At 60.1% G+C, this 19646-nt stretch carries 17 protein-coding genes and 1 tRNA gene; 13 read left to right on the forward strand and 5 right to left on the reverse strand.

Going from position 1 to position 19646, the window contains the following annotated elements; genetic code table 11:
• The first annotated feature begins 51 nt into the window (after nt 1-51).
• From LOY54_RS15905 to LOY54_RS15955, 11 genes are all read left to right on the forward strand, one after another.
• Nucleotides 52-2769 (forward strand): type VI secretion system Vgr family protein, encoded by a 2718-nt coding sequence (locus LOY54_RS15905; protein ID WP_258607107.1) that lies wholly within the window; start codon nt 52-54, stop codon nt 2767-2769.
• A complete protein-coding gene (locus LOY54_RS15910; protein WP_258607108.1) occupies nt 2756-7327 on the forward strand; it encodes an RHS repeat-associated core domain-containing protein in 4572 nt (1523 codons plus the stop codon). Before LOY54_RS15905 ends, LOY54_RS15910 begins: the two co-directional genes overlap by 14 nt.
• An 18-nt stretch (nt 7328-7345) precedes the next feature.
• On the forward strand, nt 7346-7849 hold the full coding sequence (locus LOY54_RS15915) for a hypothetical protein (protein WP_258607109.1): 504 nt from the start codon (nt 7346-7348) through the stop codon (nt 7847-7849).
• 37 nt (nt 7850-7886) lie between these two features.
• Nucleotides 7887-8150 carry a PAAR domain-containing protein gene (locus LOY54_RS15920; RefSeq protein ID WP_258607110.1) on the forward strand — a complete coding sequence of 88 codons (264 nt, stop codon included), beginning with the start codon at nt 7887-7889 and terminating at the stop codon, nt 8148-8150.
• Between the two features lie 69 nt (nt 8151-8219).
• Entirely contained in the window at nt 8220-8558 is a 339-nt protein-coding gene (locus LOY54_RS15925; protein WP_258607111.1) for a hypothetical protein, read from the forward strand.
• Nucleotides 8559-8576: 18 nt separating this feature from the next.
• Nucleotides 8577-9674: an RHS repeat-associated core domain-containing protein gene (locus LOY54_RS27470; protein ID WP_309475652.1), complete on the forward strand. Its 1098-nt coding sequence runs from the start codon at nt 8577-8579 to the stop codon at nt 9672-9674.
• Between the two features lie 4 nt (nt 9675-9678).
• The gene (locus LOY54_RS15935) at nt 9679-10053 is read left to right on the forward strand and encodes a hypothetical protein (RefSeq protein WP_258607112.1); all 375 of its coding nucleotides are present in this window, start codon (nt 9679-9681) and stop codon (nt 10051-10053) included.
• A 103-nt stretch (nt 10054-10156) separates the two neighbouring features.
• Nucleotides 10157-10417, forward strand: a complete 261-nt coding sequence (locus LOY54_RS15940) for a PAAR domain-containing protein (RefSeq protein ID WP_408980596.1) — start codon at nt 10157-10159, stop codon at nt 10415-10417.
• A 69-nt stretch (nt 10418-10486) separates the two neighbouring features.
• Nucleotides 10487-10744: a hypothetical protein gene (locus LOY54_RS15945; protein WP_258607115.1), complete on the forward strand. Its 258-nt coding sequence runs from the start codon at nt 10487-10489 to the stop codon at nt 10742-10744.
• 237 nt (nt 10745-10981) lie between these two features.
• A complete protein-coding gene (locus LOY54_RS15950) occupies nt 10982-11872 on the forward strand; it encodes a methyltransferase domain-containing protein (RefSeq protein ID WP_258607117.1) in 891 nt (296 codons plus the stop codon).
• Between the two features lie 62 nt (nt 11873-11934).
• Nucleotides 11935-12135, forward strand: coding sequence for a hypothetical protein (locus LOY54_RS15955; RefSeq protein ID WP_213604116.1), 201 nt, complete (start codon nt 11935-11937; stop codon nt 12133-12135).
• Nucleotides 12136-12264: 129 nt separating this feature from the next.
• On the opposite strand, the gene LOY54_RS15960 is transcribed toward LOY54_RS15955, so the two are convergent.
• From LOY54_RS15960 to LOY54_RS15980, 5 genes are all read right to left on the reverse strand, one after another.
• Nucleotides 12265-12340 (reverse strand) — tRNA-Gly (locus LOY54_RS15960).
• A 63-nt stretch (nt 12341-12403) separates the two neighbouring features.
• Nucleotides 12404-12964: a CDP-diacylglycerol--glycerol-3-phosphate 3-phosphatidyltransferase gene (pgsA, locus tag LOY54_RS15965; protein WP_010221879.1), complete on the reverse strand. Its 561-nt coding sequence runs from the start codon at nt 12962-12964 to the stop codon at nt 12404-12406.
• Between the two features lie 32 nt (nt 12965-12996).
• Entirely contained in the window at nt 12997-14820 is a 1824-nt protein-coding gene (gene uvrC / locus LOY54_RS15970) for an excinuclease ABC subunit UvrC (RefSeq protein WP_258607120.1), read from the reverse strand.
• Nucleotides 14821-14828: 8 nt separating this feature from the next.
• Nucleotides 14829-15467: a UvrY/SirA/GacA family response regulator transcription factor gene (gene uvrY, locus LOY54_RS15975; protein ID WP_010221877.1), complete on the reverse strand. Its 639-nt coding sequence runs from the start codon at nt 15465-15467 to the stop codon at nt 14829-14831.
• A gap of 100 nt (nt 15468-15567) precedes the next feature.
• Nucleotides 15568-15954, reverse strand: coding sequence for a helix-turn-helix domain-containing protein (locus LOY54_RS15980; protein ID WP_045194014.1), 387 nt, complete (start codon nt 15952-15954; stop codon nt 15568-15570).
• A 648-nt stretch (nt 15955-16602) separates the two neighbouring features.
• Here LOY54_RS15980 and LOY54_RS15985 point away from each other — a divergent pair.
• Together LOY54_RS15985 and LOY54_RS15990 are read left to right on the forward strand one after the other, a co-directional pair.
• Entirely contained in the window at nt 16603-17910 is a 1308-nt protein-coding gene (locus LOY54_RS15985) for a nucleotide sugar dehydrogenase (RefSeq protein WP_045194015.1), read from the forward strand.
• A gap of 192 nt (nt 17911-18102) precedes the next feature.
• Complete coding sequence (locus LOY54_RS15990) at nt 18103-19635, forward strand: glycosyltransferase (RefSeq protein ID WP_082075380.1); 1533 nt, start codon at nt 18103-18105, stop codon at nt 19633-19635.
• The last annotated feature ends 11 nt before the right edge of the window (nt 19636-19646 follow it).

A 19646-nucleotide genomic window follows, 5' to 3' on the forward strand; every position in this document is an offset into this window, starting at 1 on the left:
TCCATCCACGTCCATTCGACCTGCCCGACGCAATGAACAGCAGGAGTTGCCATGCCCGGCCAGCGCGATGTGCGTTTTACCTTCAGCTCGACGGCTGACATTGACTTTGATGTGGTGTCTTTTGAACTGAACGAGGGTATTTCCCAACTCTATCGTTTGACCATCGAGCTGGTCAGTGCAACCGCCGACGCCGACTTTGCCACCCTGCTCGACCAGCCTGCGGCTCTGACCCTCTGGCAGGGCAACCAGGCCGTTCGCCATGTGCATGGCCTGATCAGTCGTTTCGAACAGGGCCAGACCGGCTTTCGCCGCACCCGCTACCGCGCCGTGATCGAACCGCAGTTGGCCCGCGCGCAACTGCGCTCCGACTGGCGCATCTTCCAGAAACGCAGCGTGCCGCAGATCCTTGAGCAACTGTGCAAGGAGCGTCAATGGGGCCAGGCCCGCCAGCACCTGAGCGAAACCCACCTGCCCCGCGAGTACTGCGTGCAGGCGGGCGAACTGGACCTGGACTTCTACCTGCGCCTGGCGGCCGAGGAAGGCTTGCTGTCGAGCTTCGAGCACAGCGAAGCCGGCCATCGGCTGATCCAGGCCGACCATATCGCGACCTTCGGCGCCATCGAGGGCGGGCCGGTGCTGTATGAGGCCAATCCGGGGGGCGAAGCCTGGCAACCGTCCCTGCGCCAGTTCACCTACCGCGAACAGGTACGGACCAGCTGCCAGACCCAGCGTGACTACACCTTCAGCCATCCGCGCTACAACCTGGAGCAAAACGTGCTGGCCGCCGAAATGGGCAGCCAGACCGTCGACTACGAGCGCTACGACTACCCCGGTCGCTACAAGCACGACGACGCCGGCAAACCCTTCACCCAGACCCGCCTCAAGGCCCTGCGCGGTGATGCGCGCACCGCCGAGGTCGAAGGCGACGATGCGCGTCTGCTGCCGGGCAAGGCCTTCACCCTCAGTGGCCATCCCCGCGAAGACCTCAACAGCGGCTGGCGGCCAATCCAGATCAAGCACCAAGGCCGCCAGCACACCGCCCTGGAAGAAGAGTCTGCCGAAAGCGAACACGGCACCTGGTACAGCCTGACCGCCACCTTGATCCCCGATACCGTTGAATGGCATGCCCCGGCGCGCCCCAAGCCATGCATCGAAGGGCCACAGATCGCCATGGTGGTCGGCCCGGCCAAAGAGGAAATCTACTGCGACGAGCATGGCCGCGTGCGCGTGCAGTTTCCCTGGGACCGCGAAGGCTGCGAAGACGATCGCAGCTCGTGCTGGGTGCGCGTCGCCCAGACCTGGGCCGGGGCGGGCTGGGGGCATGTGGCCCTGCCGCGGATCGGCCAGGAAGTGGTGGTGGGCTTTCTCCACGGCGATCCGGACCAGCCAATGATCATGGGCCGCAGCTATCACGCGATCAACCGCACACCGTATCGCTTGCCCGAGTTCAAGGCACTGAGCCCGCTGCGCAGCAAAGAGCACCACGGCCAGCGCCACAACGAACTGCGCCTGGACGACACCAGCGGGCAGATCAGCGCCACCTTGATGAGCGATCACGCCGCCAGTGCCTTGAACCTGGGCTACCTGACCCATCCCCGGCCCGGTGGCGGGCAGCCCCGGGGTGAAGGCTTCGAACTGCGCACCGACGCCCACGGCGTGGTGCGTGCCGGCGGCGGCCTGCTGCTGACCAGCGAACTGCGCGCCCGCGCCGCCTCCCACCACACCGACCTGCCGCAAACCGCCGAACGCCTGAAGACCGCCCAGCAATACCACGCCACTTTCGCCAGCGAAGCCCGCGACCACCTGGCCCAGGAAAGCGGCGACCAGGACGAAGTCGCCGATGCGCTGCAGGCCCAGCACGACGGCATACGCGGCCGCGGTACCGGCAACCCGAATGCCAATCAATACCCCGAGTTCAGTGAACCCTTCCTGGTCCTCGACAGCCCGGCCGGGATCGCCAGCAGCACGCCGCAATCCACCCACCTGGCCAGCGGCGAACACCTGGGCCTGAGCAGTGGCGGGCATACCAGCCTGGCCGTCGGCAAGCGCCTGCTGATCAGTGTCAGCCGAGGCCTGCGCACCTTCGTGCAAAGCCTCGGCTGGCGCCTGGTCGCAGCCTCCGGCGATATCGACATCCGCGCCTTGAAAGACAGCATCAACCTGCTGGCCAAACTCAAGGTCACCGTCAGCGCCGAACGCATCATCCTCAGCGCCAAGGAGGAACTGGTGATCCAGGCGGCGGGCAGCAGCACCACCTACAACGCCGGCGGCATCAGCCACGCCACCAGCGGCGTGTACACAACCCACGCCACAGACTTTTTCTACAAAGGCGCGAAGAGCCAGGCGGCGGCCTTTCCTGAAGGGCCAAAAGCCGGCAAAGGCAATCTTGAGCTGTTCCAGCACTACGCCAATGGTTTTGCGTTCAAGGGCTCGGAGTATCAGGTCGAGGATGCACTCGGGCAGGTTTTCAAGGGCACGCTGGATGACAACGGCTTTGCGGCGGTGGCAGGCCTGGCGCCAGGACCGGTCAAGGTGCTGTTCGGCACAGACAAGACTCGCGCCGCCTCGGCAGCGCCATTTGCAGAGCAAGCAGCACGATCAGCAGCGACACCCGGCGCCATGACTACCTTGCGGCCGTCGCAGGTCATCCAGCAGACGCTGGACCGCCTCTTCGCAATGGAGTCCGCTGATAAAGGACTGCCCCTCTCCCTTCCCGGTATTCCCGCAAATCGAACCAGTAACGGAGGCGGCCCGAATGGCTCGATGTGAAGGTGCGGTCGCGCCCAAGAATACTTTTACCGAAGAGGATGTAAGGGCTGGCACCGACAAACTGGCGCAGTGGCTGACCGGGCTCACCGGTGATGCCGTCAACTGGCGCACTGTTATTACTGTCGGTGAAATGCTACCCGTCGCGGGCTCGATCTTCGCTGCGGCCGATGCGATCGGCGACATCATTGAGCTGGCCCAGGGCGACGCCACCTACAGGGCCGATCTCTACAATTGGGTCGGCCTGGGGATCAACCTGTTCGGCCTGGTTCCTCTCCCTGGAGTCGGAGCAGCCCGAGCGGTCATGCGCCCTTCACTGAAGACACTCAGAACCACCAAAGGCGACATCAGCCAGGCGCTGCTGACCACCATAGAAAGCGCGCTGGCCGATGTCTGCCCCGGCGATCTCGAGGCGTTCGTCAAGGAGGTTGAAGCCACCCTGCACAGCATCCTCAAGGCCTTTGCACAAAAGGTCATCGAGGTTTGTAAATTCCTTGCTGACCTCATCCGCTCGGTGGCAAGCGGCGCTGTACAGGACGTGGCACTAACCGTGCTCTTTCCCGGAATCAGCCTGATAGTTGAAGCGGCCGATGCCTTCAAGAGACGCACCGGCTTCGGCTTTGGAAAAGACGATATCGGCTTGGGCGACAGACAAAAGCAACAGTTGCAGAAAACCCTTGAGCCCGTTGCGGCGAGCATCGAGCAGATTGGCAATATCGCCAGCGACAAGATCATCCAGACAGGCAGTGAAACCAATCCGGACAGCCTTCTTACCCTCATCAGGGCGCTTTCCAGTGCCTTGCAGCGACGCAAGAATGCCCCACACCAGGCCAACATGGCGCCTGGCAGAACCAACGAAGCCAGAAGGCCACAGCCGCAAAATGGCACTCAAGCCAGTCCGGCCCAGCGCTCTGCCCGCGCTGACGGTAACTGCCAAAAGCAGGGAAGCAAAGCTGGCACCCAGTGCAGCATCAGCTTCGCCATGGGCAGCGAAACAATTGTCCATACCGACTTCGAGCTTCCCGGCACCTTCCCCCTGGTGTGGAACAGGACCTACCGCTCCTCACTCTCAGCCTTCGACAACAACCCGTTCGGTGCCCGCTGGATCACGCCGTTCTCCAGCCGCTTCGATCTGAGCGAAGATCAACTCACCTACCATGCGACCGATGGGCGTAGCCACCACTACCCGCTTCCCGATGTTCACCATCACCATCTCGACCCGATTGAAAACCTGGTCATTGCGCGCACCAGCAAAAACAAATTGGTACTGCTTCGGGGGCATGACAGCCAGGAGCACTACGAACGGGTAAGCAATCAGTTCCGCCTGACAGCCATCAGCCTGCGCGGCGGTGCCCGCATTGCCTTGCACTACGAGCACCAACACGCTGAACACAGCGTGCTCTCGGATTTGCTCACCTACCAGAACGACACCCCGCACCAGCACATCCATACCCAGATCGACGACCAGGGTCGAATCAAGGCACTTTGGCTCATGCATGACGGCCAAGCGCTTCGACAGTTGGCACGTTATGAGTTCGACCACCAGGGTGACCTGCGTGCCGCCCGCGACGAGCACGATGCTCAATGGAACTATGACTATCAGCACCATCTGCTAACCCGCTACACCGACCGCACCGGTCGCGGCATGAACCTGCAATGGCAAGGCAACGGGCCGGATGCCAAAGCGGTTCGAGAATGGGCCGACGATGGCAGCCAGGACACCCGCCTGAGCTGGGACCCGAACATCCGCCTGACACGCCTGCTCGACGCCAACGGTCAAGAGACGCTGTATTACTACGATGTCCTCGGCTACACCTACCGCATCATCCATCCCGATAGCAACGAGGAGTGGTTCTATCGCGACGACGCCAAGAACCTCACCCAGCACATCCACACCGACGGCAGTGTCGACAGCTACGCCTACGATGAGCGCGGCAACCTGGTCCAGCACACCCGCCCCGACGGCACCAGCGTCCACCATGCCTATGACGACCAGGACCTGCGCTTCAAGACCCGCGATGCCGAGGGCGGGCTGTGGAAGTACGACTACGACCCGCGCGGCAACATCATCGAAACCCTCGATCCGCTGGAGCACAAGACCCAGTACAGGTACAACAGCGACAACCTGCCCGTTGCCATCATCGACGCCAACGGCGCAGAGAAAAAACTCGCCTACAACGCCGACGGCCAGCTGATCCGCTACACCGACTGTTCCGGCAAAACCAGCCAATGGCGATACAACGCGCTGGGGCAACTGTCCCAAGTCACCGACGCCGCGGGCATGGTCACCAGCTACCATTACCAGGCAGGTCAGCTCAGCCGTATTGTTCACCCGGACAAGACCGAGGAGCGTTTCGAGCGCGATGCCGAAGGCCGTCTTCTCGACCACATCGACGCCCTGCAGCGCCGCACCGTTTGGCAGTACAACGAAGCGGGGCTGATCCAGCAACGCCGGAACGCCGATGGCAGCATCCTCAACTACCGCTGGGACCGGCTTGGCCAGCTTGTCGAGCTGCGCAACGAGAACAACAGCACGGCTACCTTCAAGTACGACCCGGTTGGCCGCCTGCTGAAGGAAACCGGTTTCGACCAGCAAACCACCCACTACCTCTACGACAACGGCAGCAACCAACCTACCCGCCGCCTTGATGGCGATCGCGTCACCTGTTTCGAATACGACCCCCTGGGCCGACTGCTAATGCGCCAGGCAGGCCAGAGGACGGCGCAGCAATGGCAAACCGAAACGTTCGCCTACGACGGTAACGGCAATCTGCTGCTCGCCGAGAACGACGCCTGCAAGCTGCAATGGTTCTACGATGCCGCCGGCAACAACACGCGCGAACACCAGTACCTGCGCTACCTGAAAAAGCCCCATGTTGCCATCTGGCGGCACGAGTATGACGCGCTGAACCAGCGGGTTGCCACGGTCCGTCCCGATGGCCATCGGGTCAGTTGGTTGACCTATGGCAGCGGCCACCTGCTGGCGCTGAAGCTGGACGATCGGGAACTGCTGAATTATCAGCGTGACGACCTGCACCGAGAGATTGGCCGCGAGCAAGGCAACGGCCTGCAACAACGCCAGAGCTGGACACCGAACGGTCACTTGCAGGAACAGACCGTCGCTCGACGCGGTGAGTCAAGCCGCTTGTCAGTGCGCAACTACCGTTACGACGTTGCCGGTCAGCTCACCAACATCCAGGACCTGCGCCGTGGCGCCATCAACTACCGCTACGATCCTGTTGGCCGCCTGCTCGAAGCAGGCAGTTTGGCAAATAGCGAACATTTCGCCTTCGACCCGGCCAGCAACCTCCTCGACCCGCAGGCACCCCAGGAGCGCAACGGCTACCCGCGCAGCAAACTGCTCGACAACCTGCTGCGCGACTACTGTGGCAAGCACTACCTCTACGACGAACGCGGCAACCTCAAGGAGCGCATCGAGAACGGCAAGAAAGCCACCTTCAGCTGGGACCTCTACGACCGTTTGACGCACTACGAGGATGATCGGCTGACTGTCTACTATGCCTATGACGCCCTCGGCCGGCGCCTGTGCAAGCGCTCCCGCGCCAAGTACCAGCACCGCCGCGAGGCCGGTCCCGCATGGAACCAGAACGAGCAGCGCAAGCTCGATCAGCAGTACGGCTGCGGCAACACCCTCTACGGCTGGGATGGCGACACCCTGGCCTTCGAAAACCGCACCCATGACCTTGGCGCCCGCCTGACCCACTACGTGTATGAGCCCGGCACCTTCGTGCCCGTTGCTCAAGCGCTGGAGCACCGCTCCATCAAGTTGCTGCTCGAGCCTGTCTACGACTTTCCCTACGACATCGAGCGTGACCCCGTCTGGCAGCACAAGCCCGCGCCAGCGCCCTTCGATGCGTTTGCCTGGTACCAGTGCGACCACCTGGGCACGCCCATGGAGCTTACCGACGAACAGGGCGAAGTGGCCTGGAGCGGCACCTACAAGGCCTGGGGCGCGGCACAGGAGAAACGCAGCGACACCGCCAAGCGCGCGGGCATCCACAATCCGTTGCGCTTTCAGGGGCAGTACTTCGATGTCGAGACAGGGCTGCATTACAACCGGTATCGGTACTATGATCCGGGGGTCGGGCGGTTTGTTGGGAAGGATCCGATTGGGTTTGCGGGTGGGTTGAATGTTTATGCCTATGCGCCGAATCCGGTTGAGTGGGTTGATCCGCTGGGGCTCGCTAAGCGGGGCCCCGTACCAGGAGGAAAAGGTCCGCATAACGAAGCTATTGCTCAGTGGGGACAAGAAGTAGTTGATGCTAACGGAACCGTGCACGCAGGTGGCGGGAGGAAACCAGAGAGGCTCATACCTACACCTGGCGGACATAAACAAGGGCGCAGACCGGATATAATATTCGAGGAAAAAGATGGGAAAATCATCTACGGCAATGTAGGAAGACAAAAAGCAGATGGCACTCCGGTATCTCGCGAAGTCGGCGCAATAAATGATCTAAAAACAAAAACAACGGGAAACGACACACCTGCCGAAGTTCAATTCAGACCATACTGCCCCTGCAAAACCAAAGGACAACCTTAAGTGGACATAAATATATTCATGACATTCGATGAATTCATTGAAATAGTTACGAAATTAACATCAAGCACCCAGCTAAATCTATATGCATCCGATGACTATTCCAAACCGTACACACCAATCGAAACCACCACGCTACCTACTGGACATCATCAAACTTCCTTCCTTGTTGGTCCCAAGGACAAAGACGAAAATATACTGGGGCCTGAGCAAAAAAACCTAACCAGGGAGAACAAGGTTGGATTTGTAACAGCTACATTTGGCGGAGAGGACGAGTTTGCCATTGGCGCATCGCACTTTGGGGCTGACTCCTCTCAAACCGCAACATTAATTAATCGCGAGCTAAGAAAGCTACTCAAAACTCTCGCACACAAAAATCTAATTGACGCTAACGGCAATACAGTTCGCAACCACTACTGGACGGACTCCGCCCTCGCTAGCGGAAAGAACTGGCATCGCTTCTTACGTAAAGGTGAGCAAAAGCGACACAACTTAAACTTAGGGTACCGCCCCGGACCAACCTAGCCCTACAAACAGTATATATTCTATTGTTGAGCACTGAATGACATCCATAATAAGAATTGACGATATAACGGACCACGGCGGTTCAGTTATTAGCTCTATCCCTCACACCAGCCTTGGGGGTCGCTCGATGGCCGGCAAAGGCAACCTAGTCTCCTGCCCACTATGCAAAGGCATCTTTCCCATCATCGAAGGCAGCAGCACCTACAGCGTCAATGGCATCCCGGTTGCTCTCGACGGCATGAAAACCGCCTGTGGCGCCAGCCTGATTGCCAGCGCCTCTCACGGCAGCGTGCATCGATAACCCGAAACCAAAGAGCACTTTGTTCGCACGGATTGCGACCACACCTCAGCGTCAACGGAGGATGAGGCCATGGGCCAACTGAAAACCCGAATTGCCGAGCTGAAGCAAGTCCTGCAACAGCTTGTCGAGCACAACGTCCACAACCCGGACGACGATGACCACTGGAGCGGCGTGCTGTTCTTCTGCGCCACGGACGAACGCACCCGCACTCTGGTTGAACAGGTTGAAACCCTCGCCAGCGAGCTGTTCTTCGACCCTCAAGGCAGGGCCCTGCGCCACCGCATGCGCACCGCCTGCATTGACGGCGTCATCATCCAGGAGTCAATGCCCTCCCGCGGCGATGAAACGGTTATCTGCATCGAGCTATTACAAGCAGGTCGTATCACCGTGAGTGCTGCCAGGGAGTAAGGGCTACCGCTTGAATCCTTGGCCTTCGACCCGGCCAGCAACCGCGCCAAGTACCAGCACCGCCGCGAGGCCGGTCCCGCATGGAACCAGAACGAGCAGCGCAAGCTCGATCAGCAGTACGGTTGTGGCAACACCCTCTACGGCTGGGATGGCGACACCCTGGCCTTCGAAAACCGCCCCCATGACCTTGGCGCCCGCCTGACCCACTACGTGTACGAGCCCGGCACCTTCGTGCCCGTTGCTCAAGCGCTGGAACACCGCTCCATCAAGTTGCTGCTCGAGCCCGTCTACGACTTTCCCTACGACATCGAGCGTGATCCCGTCTGGCAGCACAAGCCCGCGCCAACGCCCTTCGATGCGTTTGCCTGGTACCAGTGCGACCACCTGGGCACGCCCATGGAGCTTACCGACGAACAGGGCGAAGTGGCCTGGAGCGGCACCTACAAGGCCTGGGGCGCGGCACAGGAGAAACGCAGCGACACCGCCAAGCGCGCGGGCATCCACAATCCGTTGCGCTTTCAGGGGCAGTACTTCGATGTCGAGACAGGGCTGCATTACAACCGGTATCGGTACTATGATCCGGGGGTCGGGCGGTTTGTTGGCAAGGATCCGATCGGGTTTGCGGGGGGACTCAACGTTTACTCGTACGCACCAAATCCAGTTGCATGGACCGACCCATTTGGCCTAAGTAAATGCTGCAGACCAAGTATAGCCGAGTGTGAAAAAATTCTAGAAGAAGGTGGCGTACAAGTCGGAAGCCATCGAGACATGAAAGCAGCTGGAGGCGGGCTCTATGACTCACATCATATTTATCAACATGCAGCTGTTGGCAACTTGCCAAAGTATGACTATTACGATGCGCCGGCTGTAGTACTTCAAGGAAGGAATATGGATGGCACTACACGCGGCACTCCCCACTATAATGCAAATCGGGTTCAGGATCAGAGGGGCGGAGGAAGTTTGGCAGCTGAACGTCGTATTGCTTATAAAGCGGTTAGACGAGCAGGACTGACATCACAACAGTCGAGATGCAGCATCCTGAAAGCGGATGCATATTTCTCAGACATTGGTGCCTCCGCAACATCAAACACCACCATCCCAAAGCGAAGGAAATAAAAACATGGAAAACCTTGATAATAAAAAAGCCTACCAGCTTGCTGACGATCTCCTCAGGACCATAAAAGACGGTACAGAAGCAAAGCTGGAGTCTGCTGGAATAACACCGGCCATTTACGAAGAAATCGCTGAAGAACTGGAACGATCAGGTGAGAACGTTTCAGACCTTAGGCTCCCACCTTTTGACGTAGCCTTCACCCCGGATAGTACAGGCAGAGTTCCTTTTGACATCTTTAGAACAGATACCGAACCGTGCTCGCTCAGAATCTCTTGTCAGTTATGGGGACACGACAAATGTTCCGAACTTACTTTAATTGCCGACTGTCCTGTAGAACAAAGAGCCTCAACCCTAACCTTCAGACTTTTAGAAACTCAATAGTCATTTTACGTACATCAATAACCCCCTAGCGGAGGCACAGCATGAACACAAATTTGACTCCCTTCAATACCATAGCAACGAACAACAGAGAATAGCATTCATGATTCCGATAATTAGACTTGGCGACCTTACAGACCATGGTGGTGTTGTCACCGATTCCATCCCTCATACCAAACTAAACGGCCGCCCCATGTCCGGCAAAGGCAACCTAGTCTCCTGCCCGCTCTGCAAAGGCATCTTCCCCATCATCGAAGGCAGTAGCACCTACAGCATCAACGGTATCCCGGTCGCGCTCGACGGCATGAAAACCGCCTGTGGCGCCAGCCTGATTGCCAGCGCCTCTCACGGCAGCGTGCATCGATAACCCGAAACCAAAGAGCACTTTGTTCGCACGGATTGCGACCACACCTCAGCGTCAACGGAGGATGAGGCCATGGACCAACTGAAAACCCGAATTGCCGAGCTGAAGCAAGCCCTGCAACAGCTTGTCGAGCACAACGTCCACAACCCGGAGACGATGACCACTGGAGCGGCGTGCTGTTCTTCTGCGCCACGGACGAACGTACCCGTACCCTGGTCGAGCAGGTTGAAATCCTCGCCAGCGAGCTGTTCTTCGAACATCCTCGACAACCTTTTGCGCGACTATTGCGCCAAGCATTACGTCTACGACGAACGCGGCAACCTCGGGTGACCACTCACCCAATTTGCAAGACAATGTGTCCAGGCGACCGGTCAGTCGAGTGTATGAAATGTCGTTGAGGCGCGTGCCAGAGCCTTGGCTGAAAGCATTTAGCAAAACCGGCAGGCTTCGCGCCCTGACCACTTGCGATTTCTCCCCATCCCGCCGCTTGCCCTGTGCACGCTCCTTGCCCGAAGATCCAGCCTGGCGATAGCAGATCGTCGAAACAACTCAGGCAAAGGACTTACCGTGAACAACAAGAAATCGCCAAACTCAGGCGACAGCCTCTCACCGCCCTGGACCACCCATATGCCGCGCGCACTGCACCAGCTGGAGCAGTTTCGCCGCGAGTACACCCGCAATTGGCGGGTCAATGCCAACAGCCACCGCAACCAGGGACACTATGCCTGGATGACCGCTCAGGTTGAGGGCTACCTGCGCATCCTGGAGATTGGTTGCGGCGTCGGCCATTCCACCCTGGCGCTGCTGAAGAATGGTCACAGCGTGGTCTGCGTGGAAGAGAACCCCCACTGCATAGCAGCCACTCAGGCCCTGCTCTCAGAACACGGCTACTCGGTCGCGGTCATTGCACGCGAATCTGCCCAAAGCCTGGACGACAACGCCTACCGACTCGACTACTGCGCGCCGGGTGATGCGCCCAAGGCTGATTGCCTGCTGATCGAAGGCGATGCCCTGGGTGACCCGCAACTTGAGCAGTGGCTCAAGGCCCAACCTCGATTCGACGCGGTGGCCTGCTGGCTGCTCGGCACCCACAACGCCCGAGGCCACAACGTCGCGGTGGACACTCGCCTGATGCCAACCGCCTTCGAGCATAGAATTTTCGTGCAGAACAGCGTCTATGAACTGGCCGATGAAGTGCTGCGTCCCGGCGGATTACTGAGCGTGATCGACCGTGGGCAAACACCCGACACGGACGTTCTCAAGCACGCCGTCCTTGCCGGTCACCGTGATCAGGCCAGTGTCACCTCATTGCAGGTCGAGAAGCTGGAGCACACGCCCTACATGCAGACCCGCGAGGAAGGTGTGATGGAGATGCAACTGACAGCCCCCGTAGCCTCTGCCGTACCGACCGGTCCCGTGACGCTGTCGCTGACGGCGGTTACTTCGCGCAAACCCTGAAGCGGCTGCCCCGCCCTGCGTGGGCGGGCACTGCCACTTCACAGACCGTCAATGGAGAGCCAATGGACAACCCGCACCGAAACCTCAAGGCCGCTGCCGATATCCGCCAAACCCTGAAGGCCCTGCAAGAAAGCCTGCCACTTTTGGCAGCCAAAGGCTTTGCCAAGGAAGCGCACCGAATTGGCGAAATCGTCAAAGACACGCAGAAGACGATGGACCGCATTGCCGTAGACACGGATGGTGAATTCATCTCAAGGCACTGATGGTTCAACGATGCGTCAGTGCCCTGGACTAGACACCTGCCCAGCACCGAACAGCAGAAACGAAAAAAGGCCCCGAAGGGCCTTTTTTCTATCACCACAGCACTCTGCTGAATGCTGTAGCGCCATATTTGGAGCGGGAAACGAGACTCGAACTCGCGACCCCGACCTTGGCAAGGTCGTGCTCTACCAACTGAGCTATTCCCGCGTTGTGATGGGGGCTATTGTAACGATTCAATAAATCTCGTCAAGCCCTTGATTCAAAAAAGCTTTATTTCTGCTCCGAGCCTTCGCGCAGGTGCGGCCAGGCGGCGCGCAGGTAGTGCACCATCGACCACAGGGTCAGGCCGGCAGAAATCATCAGCAAGGCGTAGCCAAGAATCACCCAGAAGGTCAGCACCGGTGGGTTGGCCAGCAGGATCACCAGGGCGAGCATTTGCGCCGCAGTTTTCCACTTGCCCAGGTTCGACACCGCCACGTGCGCCCTCGCCCCAAGCTCGGCCATCCACTCGCGCAGCGCCGAGACCACGATCTCGCGGCCGATGATCACCGCCGCCGGCAGGGTCAGCCAGAAGTTGGCGTGCACTTGCACCAGCAATACCAGGGCCACCGCCACCATCAGCTTGTCGGCCACCGGGTCCAGGAAGGCACCGAACGGCGTGCTCTGCTGCAGGCGACGGGCCAGGTAACCGTCCAGCCAGTCAGTGGCCGCGGCGATGGCGAAGACACTGCTCGCTGCGATATAGCTCCAGTGATACGGAACATAGAACAGCAAAATGAAGATCGGAATGAGCAGGACGCGAAGAACGGTAAGCAGATTTGGAATATTCATCGGCACAACTGGCTGCAAAGTGAGCGGGCATTCTACTCGCTATGCAGGTTGGCATAAATCGACTCGGCAAGCTTTTTACTGATTCCCGGTGCTTTGGCGATTTCTTCGACGCTGGCGCGGGTCAGCTCCTGCAAGCCACCGAAGTGCTTGAGCAGGTCGCGGCGGCGTTTCGGGCCGACCCCGGCGACGCCTTCAAGGGTCGAGGTGCGGCGGGTCTTGCCGCGGCGGGCGCGGTGGCCGGTGATGGCGAAGCGGTGGGCTTCGTCGCGAATCTGCTGGATCAGGTGCAGCGCTGGCGAGTCGCCCTTGAGGGTGAACTCGTGGGCCACGTCGTTCAGGTACAGGGTTTCGAAACCGGCCTTGCGCGTGGTGCCCTTGGCCACCCCGAGCAAAATCAGGTCGGGCACCGCCAGTTCCTGCAGCACTTCACGGGCCATGTTCAGCTGGCCCTTGCCGCCGTCCACCAGCAGCACGTCGGGCAGCTTGCCCTCACCGTCCTTGAGCCGGCCAAAGCGCCGGGTCAGGGCCTGATGCATGGCCGCATAATCGTCGCCCGGGGTTACGCCTTCGATGTTGTAGCGGCGGTAATCGGACTTGAGCGGCCCTTCCGGGCCAAACACCACGCACGAGGCGACGGTGGCTTCGCCGCTGGAATGGCTGATGTCGTAGCACTCCAGGCGCTGCGGGGTTTCGTCCAGGGCCAGCACCTGGGCCAGGGCCTCGAAGCGCGAGGCCATGTGCTGGCGGTTAGCCAGGCGCGCGCCCAGTGCCTGCTCGGCATTGGTCACCGCCAGTTGCTGCCAGCGCGCACGGGTGCCGCGCACCCGGTGGCTGATGGTCAGCTCGCGGCCGCGCAGGGTTTCGATCGCAGCGGTGATGGCGGCAAAATCCTCGTGGACGACGTTGACGATCAGCTCGCCCGGCAATTCGCGCTCGGCGTTGCCCACGTAATACTGCGAGAGGAATGCGGCCATGACCTCGGCCACCTCCTCCTCGATGCCCACTTGCGGGAAGAAGTTCTTGCTGCCCAGCACCCGCCCGCCGCGCACGCTGATCAGGTGCACGCAAGCACCACCGGGGTTGACGAAGGCGGCGACGACATCGACGTCGCCGCTGCCGCCTTCCATGCTCTGCTGGTCCTGCACGCGGCGCAGCAAGGCGATCTGGTCGCGCAGCTCGGCGGCCTTCTCGAATTCCAGAGCCATGGCCGCCTGTTCCATCTCGGCGTTCAGCTCGTTGGTCAGCTGGTGGCTACGGCCTTCAAGGAACATCACCGAGTGGCGCACATCCACCGCGTATTCTTCGGGCTCGACCAGGCCGACACAAGGCGCCTTGCAGCGCTTGATCTGGTACTGCAGGCACGGCCGGGTGCGGTTGCTGTAGTAGCTGTCTTCACACTGGCGGACGAAAAAGGTCTTTTGCAGCAGGCTCAGGCTTTCGCGGATGGCGCCAGCGCTGGGGTACGGGCCGAAGTATTTGCCCTTTTGCTTCTTCGCCCCACGGTGGATGCCCAGGCGCGGGTAGTCGCCGTCGGAAAGAAAGACATAAGGATAGGATTTGTCGTCGCGCAGCAGGATGTTGTACGGCGGCCGCCATTCCTTGATCAGGGTCTGCTCGAGCAGCAGCGCCTCGGTCTCGTTGGCGGTGATGGTGGTTTCGACCTGGGCGATGCGCGCCACCAGGGCAGCCGTCTTCGGCGCCAGGCCAGCTTTGCGAAAGTAACTGGCGAGGCGCTTCTTGAGGTTCTTGGCCTTGCCCACATACAGCAGCCGGGCCTCAGCGTCGAACATTCGGTAGACGCCCGGGCGACCGCTACAGGTCGCCAGGAATGCGCTTGAATCGAACACAGGTGTCATGAATGCGCTCAGAGACTGGCGTCAACCATGCCGTGGCGGACCGCCAGCAGCGTCAGCTCGACGTCGCTGGTGACCGAGAGTTTTTCGAAGATCCGGTAACGGTAAGTATTGACCGTTTTCGGTGACAGGCACAGCTTGTCGGAGATGATCTGCACCTTCTGGCAACCGACGATCATCAGTGCGATCTGGATTTCCCGCTCCGACAACGCATCGAACGGCGAGCCTTGCGGCTGGAACGACTTGAGCGCCAGTTGCTGGGCAATCTGCGGGCTGATGTAGCGCTGGCCGGCAAACACCAGGCGAATGGCCTGGACCATTTCGTCCAGCCCGGCGCCCTTGGTCAGATAGCCGGCGGCGCCAGCCTGCAACAGGCGGGTGGGGAACGGGTCTTCTTCGCAGACGGTCACCGCCACCACTTTCACGTCCGGGTGGCTGCGCAGCAGTTTGCGCGTCGCCTCCAGGCCGCCGATACCGGGCATTTTCACATCCATCAGGACCACATCGGGCTTGAGCTCGCGCGCAACCTTCAGCGATGCCTCGCCAGAGTCGGCCTCGCCCACCACCTGCAAGCCATCGATATCGGCCAGCATGCGCGTGATGCCCGTACGCACCAGATCGTGGTCATCGACCACCAGCACCCTAATCAAGCAGACACCTCGCACTGCGGCGGTAATTGGATCCCGCCACCTTAGCAAAAAATACAGCCGTAGACCTAACGGAAGACGTCATTTACCTGACGTCATTTTTTCATTTGCCCGACAGTCGCCCGTACATCCCGCGCTCATAGCCGCCCGCTCTCGCCGGCGGCATCTGGGCACGTTCGGCAAGGCTGCCGAGCAACTGCCGGACGGCAGCCTGGTCGGCCTCTTGCAGCAGGCGAAAACTGCTGAGCAACTGTTCTTCCTGGGTGTTCAGGCTGCTGTGTTCGACCGGCGTGTGCACTCCGCTCAATACATACAACGCGTCGACCCCGCGCGCCGCCACTGCCGCCAGGTAGTCGGCCTTGGGCGTGCGCTCGCCGCTTTCATACTTGCCCTGGGCGTTGGGCTCTACCCCGCCAATGTCGCCAAAGGCGCGCTGGGTCAGGCCCAGCCGTTCTCTTTCTTCCCTGATACGCGAACCGATTCCGTTCATTTGCTTGGCGTCCTTTATCCAGCATCCGGATGGATGAGCACACAGCCGTCAATGGCGTGCCTCGAACGAAGCCCGAACTATGCCGCGATCAGCCGCGCGGCACAAGTCAAAGCCCGCCCTACCTGTCCGGGGTTGTCTGGACAACCTGCAACTGTGCCCCACACTTGTTACTCAAGGCGCTAATAAGCCAACAACTTTGCTTAATAGCTAAAGTGCCATCACCGACGAAATCAACAGCCACTAATACAACAACGCGGGGAGAATAAAGAAGTTCCATAGCGCATGCAAAAGCCCCGTCAAAAAAACCATGAAAATCGTCAAAAGCCACAAAGGCAACGGCTTTCTGGCGCCATTTTCTCGGCAAAATGCTGTTATCGGATTTTTGACGCCGAACTAACCACAAACTTTAAATCATTGATTTTTAACGGTTTTTAAACTTTAACAGAGTGGATTTAAACTTTATCCAAGCAAGAGTTAGAGACTGCTTGCCGAAGTTTAAAAAACTCCCTTAGGATGTAATAAGACAACGAAAAACGCTTGCATCGCCTCCTTTTAGCGCGCTGCTTTTTCTTGCGCGTCTGCCGCGTCGACCATGCCGTTTAACTGAGTATCTCGGTCAGCTTTCGCTGCACCTTGGGAGAGGGAACTATGAATATCAGTATTTTTGGATTGGGTTATGTAGGCGCTGTCTGTGCCGGTTGTTTGTCTGCACGGGGCCATCAGGTGCTGGGCGTGGACATCTCGCCGGCCAAGATCGACATGATCAACCAGGGCAAGTCGCCCATTGTCGAGCCGGGCCTTGAGCAACTGCTGCTCGATGGCGTGCGCCATGGCCGCCTGCGCGGCACCACGGATGTCCAGGCTGCGGTACTGGCTACAGAGATGTCGCTGTTGTGCGTGGGTACCCCAAGCAAGAAAAACGGCGACCTGGACCTGGTCTACATGGAAGCGGTGTGCCGCGAAATCGGCACCGCCATGCGCGACAAGGCCAGCCGTCATACCGTCGTGGTGCGCAGCACCGTGCTGCCCGGCACGGCCAAGAACGTGGTGATTCCGATCCTCGAGAAGTACTCCGGCAAGCGCGCCGGCATCGACTTCGGCGTGGCGGTCAACCCCGAGTTCCTGCGCGAAAGCACCGCGATCCAGGACTACGATTTTCCGGCCATGACTGTGATCGGCGAACTGGACGCGCAATCGGGCGACCTGCTGCAGTCGTTGTACCAGGGCCTGGACGCCCCGGTGATTCGCAAGTCGATCGAAGTCGCCGAGATGATCAAGTACACCTGCAACGTCTGGCACGCGACCAAGGTCAGTTTTGCCAACGAGATCGGCAACATCGCCAAGGCCTCCGGCGTCGATGGCCGCGAGGTGATGGATGTGGTCTGCCAGGACTACAAGCTCAACCTGTCGCGCTACTACCTGCGCCCCGGCTTCGCCTTCGGTGGCTCGTGCCTGCCCAAGGACGTGCGCGCCCTCACCTACCGCGCCGGCCAGCTGGACGTCGAGCACCCGCTGCTGGCCTCGATCATGGCCAGCAACCGCAACCAGGTGAAGAACGCCTTCGAGCTGATCACCCGTCAGGACAAGCGCCGTATCGGCCTGCTGGGCCTGAGTTTCAAGGCCGGCAGCGACGACCTGCGCGAAAGCCCGCTGGTGGAGCTGGCGGAAATGCTCATCGGCAAAGGCTACGAGCTCACCATCTACGACGCCAACGTCGAGTACGCGCGGGTGTTCGGTGCCAACCGCGAATACATCGAGTCGAAGATCCCCCACGTTTCGTCGCTGCTGTGCAACGACCTGCAGCAGGTGATCCGCGACGCCGAGGTGGTGGTGCTGGGCAACAACGATGACCGTTTTGCGCAAGCCCTGGATGCCAGCGACGGCAAGCAGATCATCGACCTGGTCGGCTTCATGGCCCACGGCAGCGATGCCCGGCGTGAAGGTATCTGCTGGTAAGGCCCCGTACTCCAGCAAAGAGCACTCCAGCCAGAAAGTACTCCATCCAGAGAGTACCCGGCGATTGACCCAGGCGCCCCGCCTGACTGACTGCCCACCTGCCTCCTGCCCGGCCGGCCTTGTCCTGGCCAGGCGCGAACAGTGCGCATGTCATTCAGCCGGGTGCGGCCCGAACACAGGAGCAACGACTACATGGAACGACAGCAACAGCCGCCCTCGGGCCGGCCGGACTACCTGCAGGCAGGCGCGCGGTTTTGCGCCTGGGCCTGCCTGTTCGGCCTGATCGCGCTGGCGTCGGAGATGGTCGCGCCGCAGTACCTCGACCCTGCGCACCATAAGTTCATCTTCATCATCGGTGCACTGGGCATGTGGCGCTATGGCAACGCCATCGTCCATTACCTGCGCGGCATGTACTTTCTGCACTGGAAGTTCCCGCGCATGCGCAAGGCGGTCGAGCGCATGGGCGATGCGGCGCTGCCGGCGCACATGTTCATGGTAGTGACCAGTTTTCGCATCCCCACCCACACCACCTTCAAGGTTTACCAGTCGGTGTTCCAGGAGGTGCAGCGGCTGAAGGTGCCGTGCACGGTGATTGCCTCGATCGTCGAAAAGGGCGACGAGCAGTTCATCAAAGAGATCATGCGCAACGAGGTCAAGGACCGCGATGACATCAAGCTGGTGATCGTCCGCGCCCGTGGCACCGGCAAGCGTGACGGCCTGGCCCATGCCTTTCGCGCCCTGTCACGGCAGATGCCGCTGGAAGACTCGGTGGTCGGCGTGGTCGATGGCGACACCATGATGCTGCCCGGCTGCGTCGAGCGTGCAGTCAAGCTGTTTGCCTACCTGCCCAACGTCGGCGGCCTGACCACCAACGAGTTCTGCGAAGTCGAAGGCAGCAGCCTGATGCGCCAGTGGCACTCGATGCGCTTCGTCCAGCGGCACATCAACATGTGCTCGATGGCCTTGTCGCACCGGGTGCTGACCCTGACCGGACGGCTGTCGTTCTTTCGCGCCAGCGTCATGACCGACCCGGACTTCATCCGCGACGTCGAGGCGGATTTTCTCCAGCACTGGCGCCTGGGGCGCTTTCAGTTTTTGACCGGGGACGACAAGTCGTCGTGGCTGAGCCTGATGCGCGCCGGCTGGGACACTTTCTACGTGCCCGACAGCAACACCCTGACCGTCGAGCATCCACCAGACAACAGCTTCTGGCGCGCCACCCGCCAGTTGATGTTCCGCTGGTACGGCAACTCGCTGCGCCAGAACTTTCGCGCCACCGCCCTGCTCGGCCGCGCTCGCCTGGGCCTGTTCACCCTCTACGTGCTGCTCGATCAGCGGGTGTCGATGTGGACCTGCCTGATGGGCCTGACCGCCTCGGTGGTCGCCGGCATCGTGTTCGGCATCCAGTACCTGCTGGTGTACCTGTTCTGGGTGCTGCTGTCGCGCAGCATCGTCACCGTGCTGTTTCTGTTCGCCGGCCACCCGGTCAGCCCGGTGTACCCGTTCGTTCTTTATTACAACCAGATCATCGGCTCGCTGATGAAAGTCTACGCCCTGTTCCACATGGACCAGCAGAGCTGGACCCGGCAAAAAACCACATTAAGCAACGGCGCCGTCAACTTCGATGCCGCCCTGAACCGCTGGTCCTCGAAGGCGATGCTGTTTTCATCCATCGCGATTTTCTTCGGGGTCATCTCGGTTCTTCTCGAACTCACGCAACGTTAAGGAAAGGCGCC

Origin of the sequence: Pseudomonas sp. B21-032, from assembly GCF_024748965.1 — a bacterium.
In the GTDB taxonomy this organism is placed as follows: domain Bacteria; phylum Pseudomonadota; class Gammaproteobacteria; order Pseudomonadales; family Pseudomonadaceae; genus Aquipseudomonas.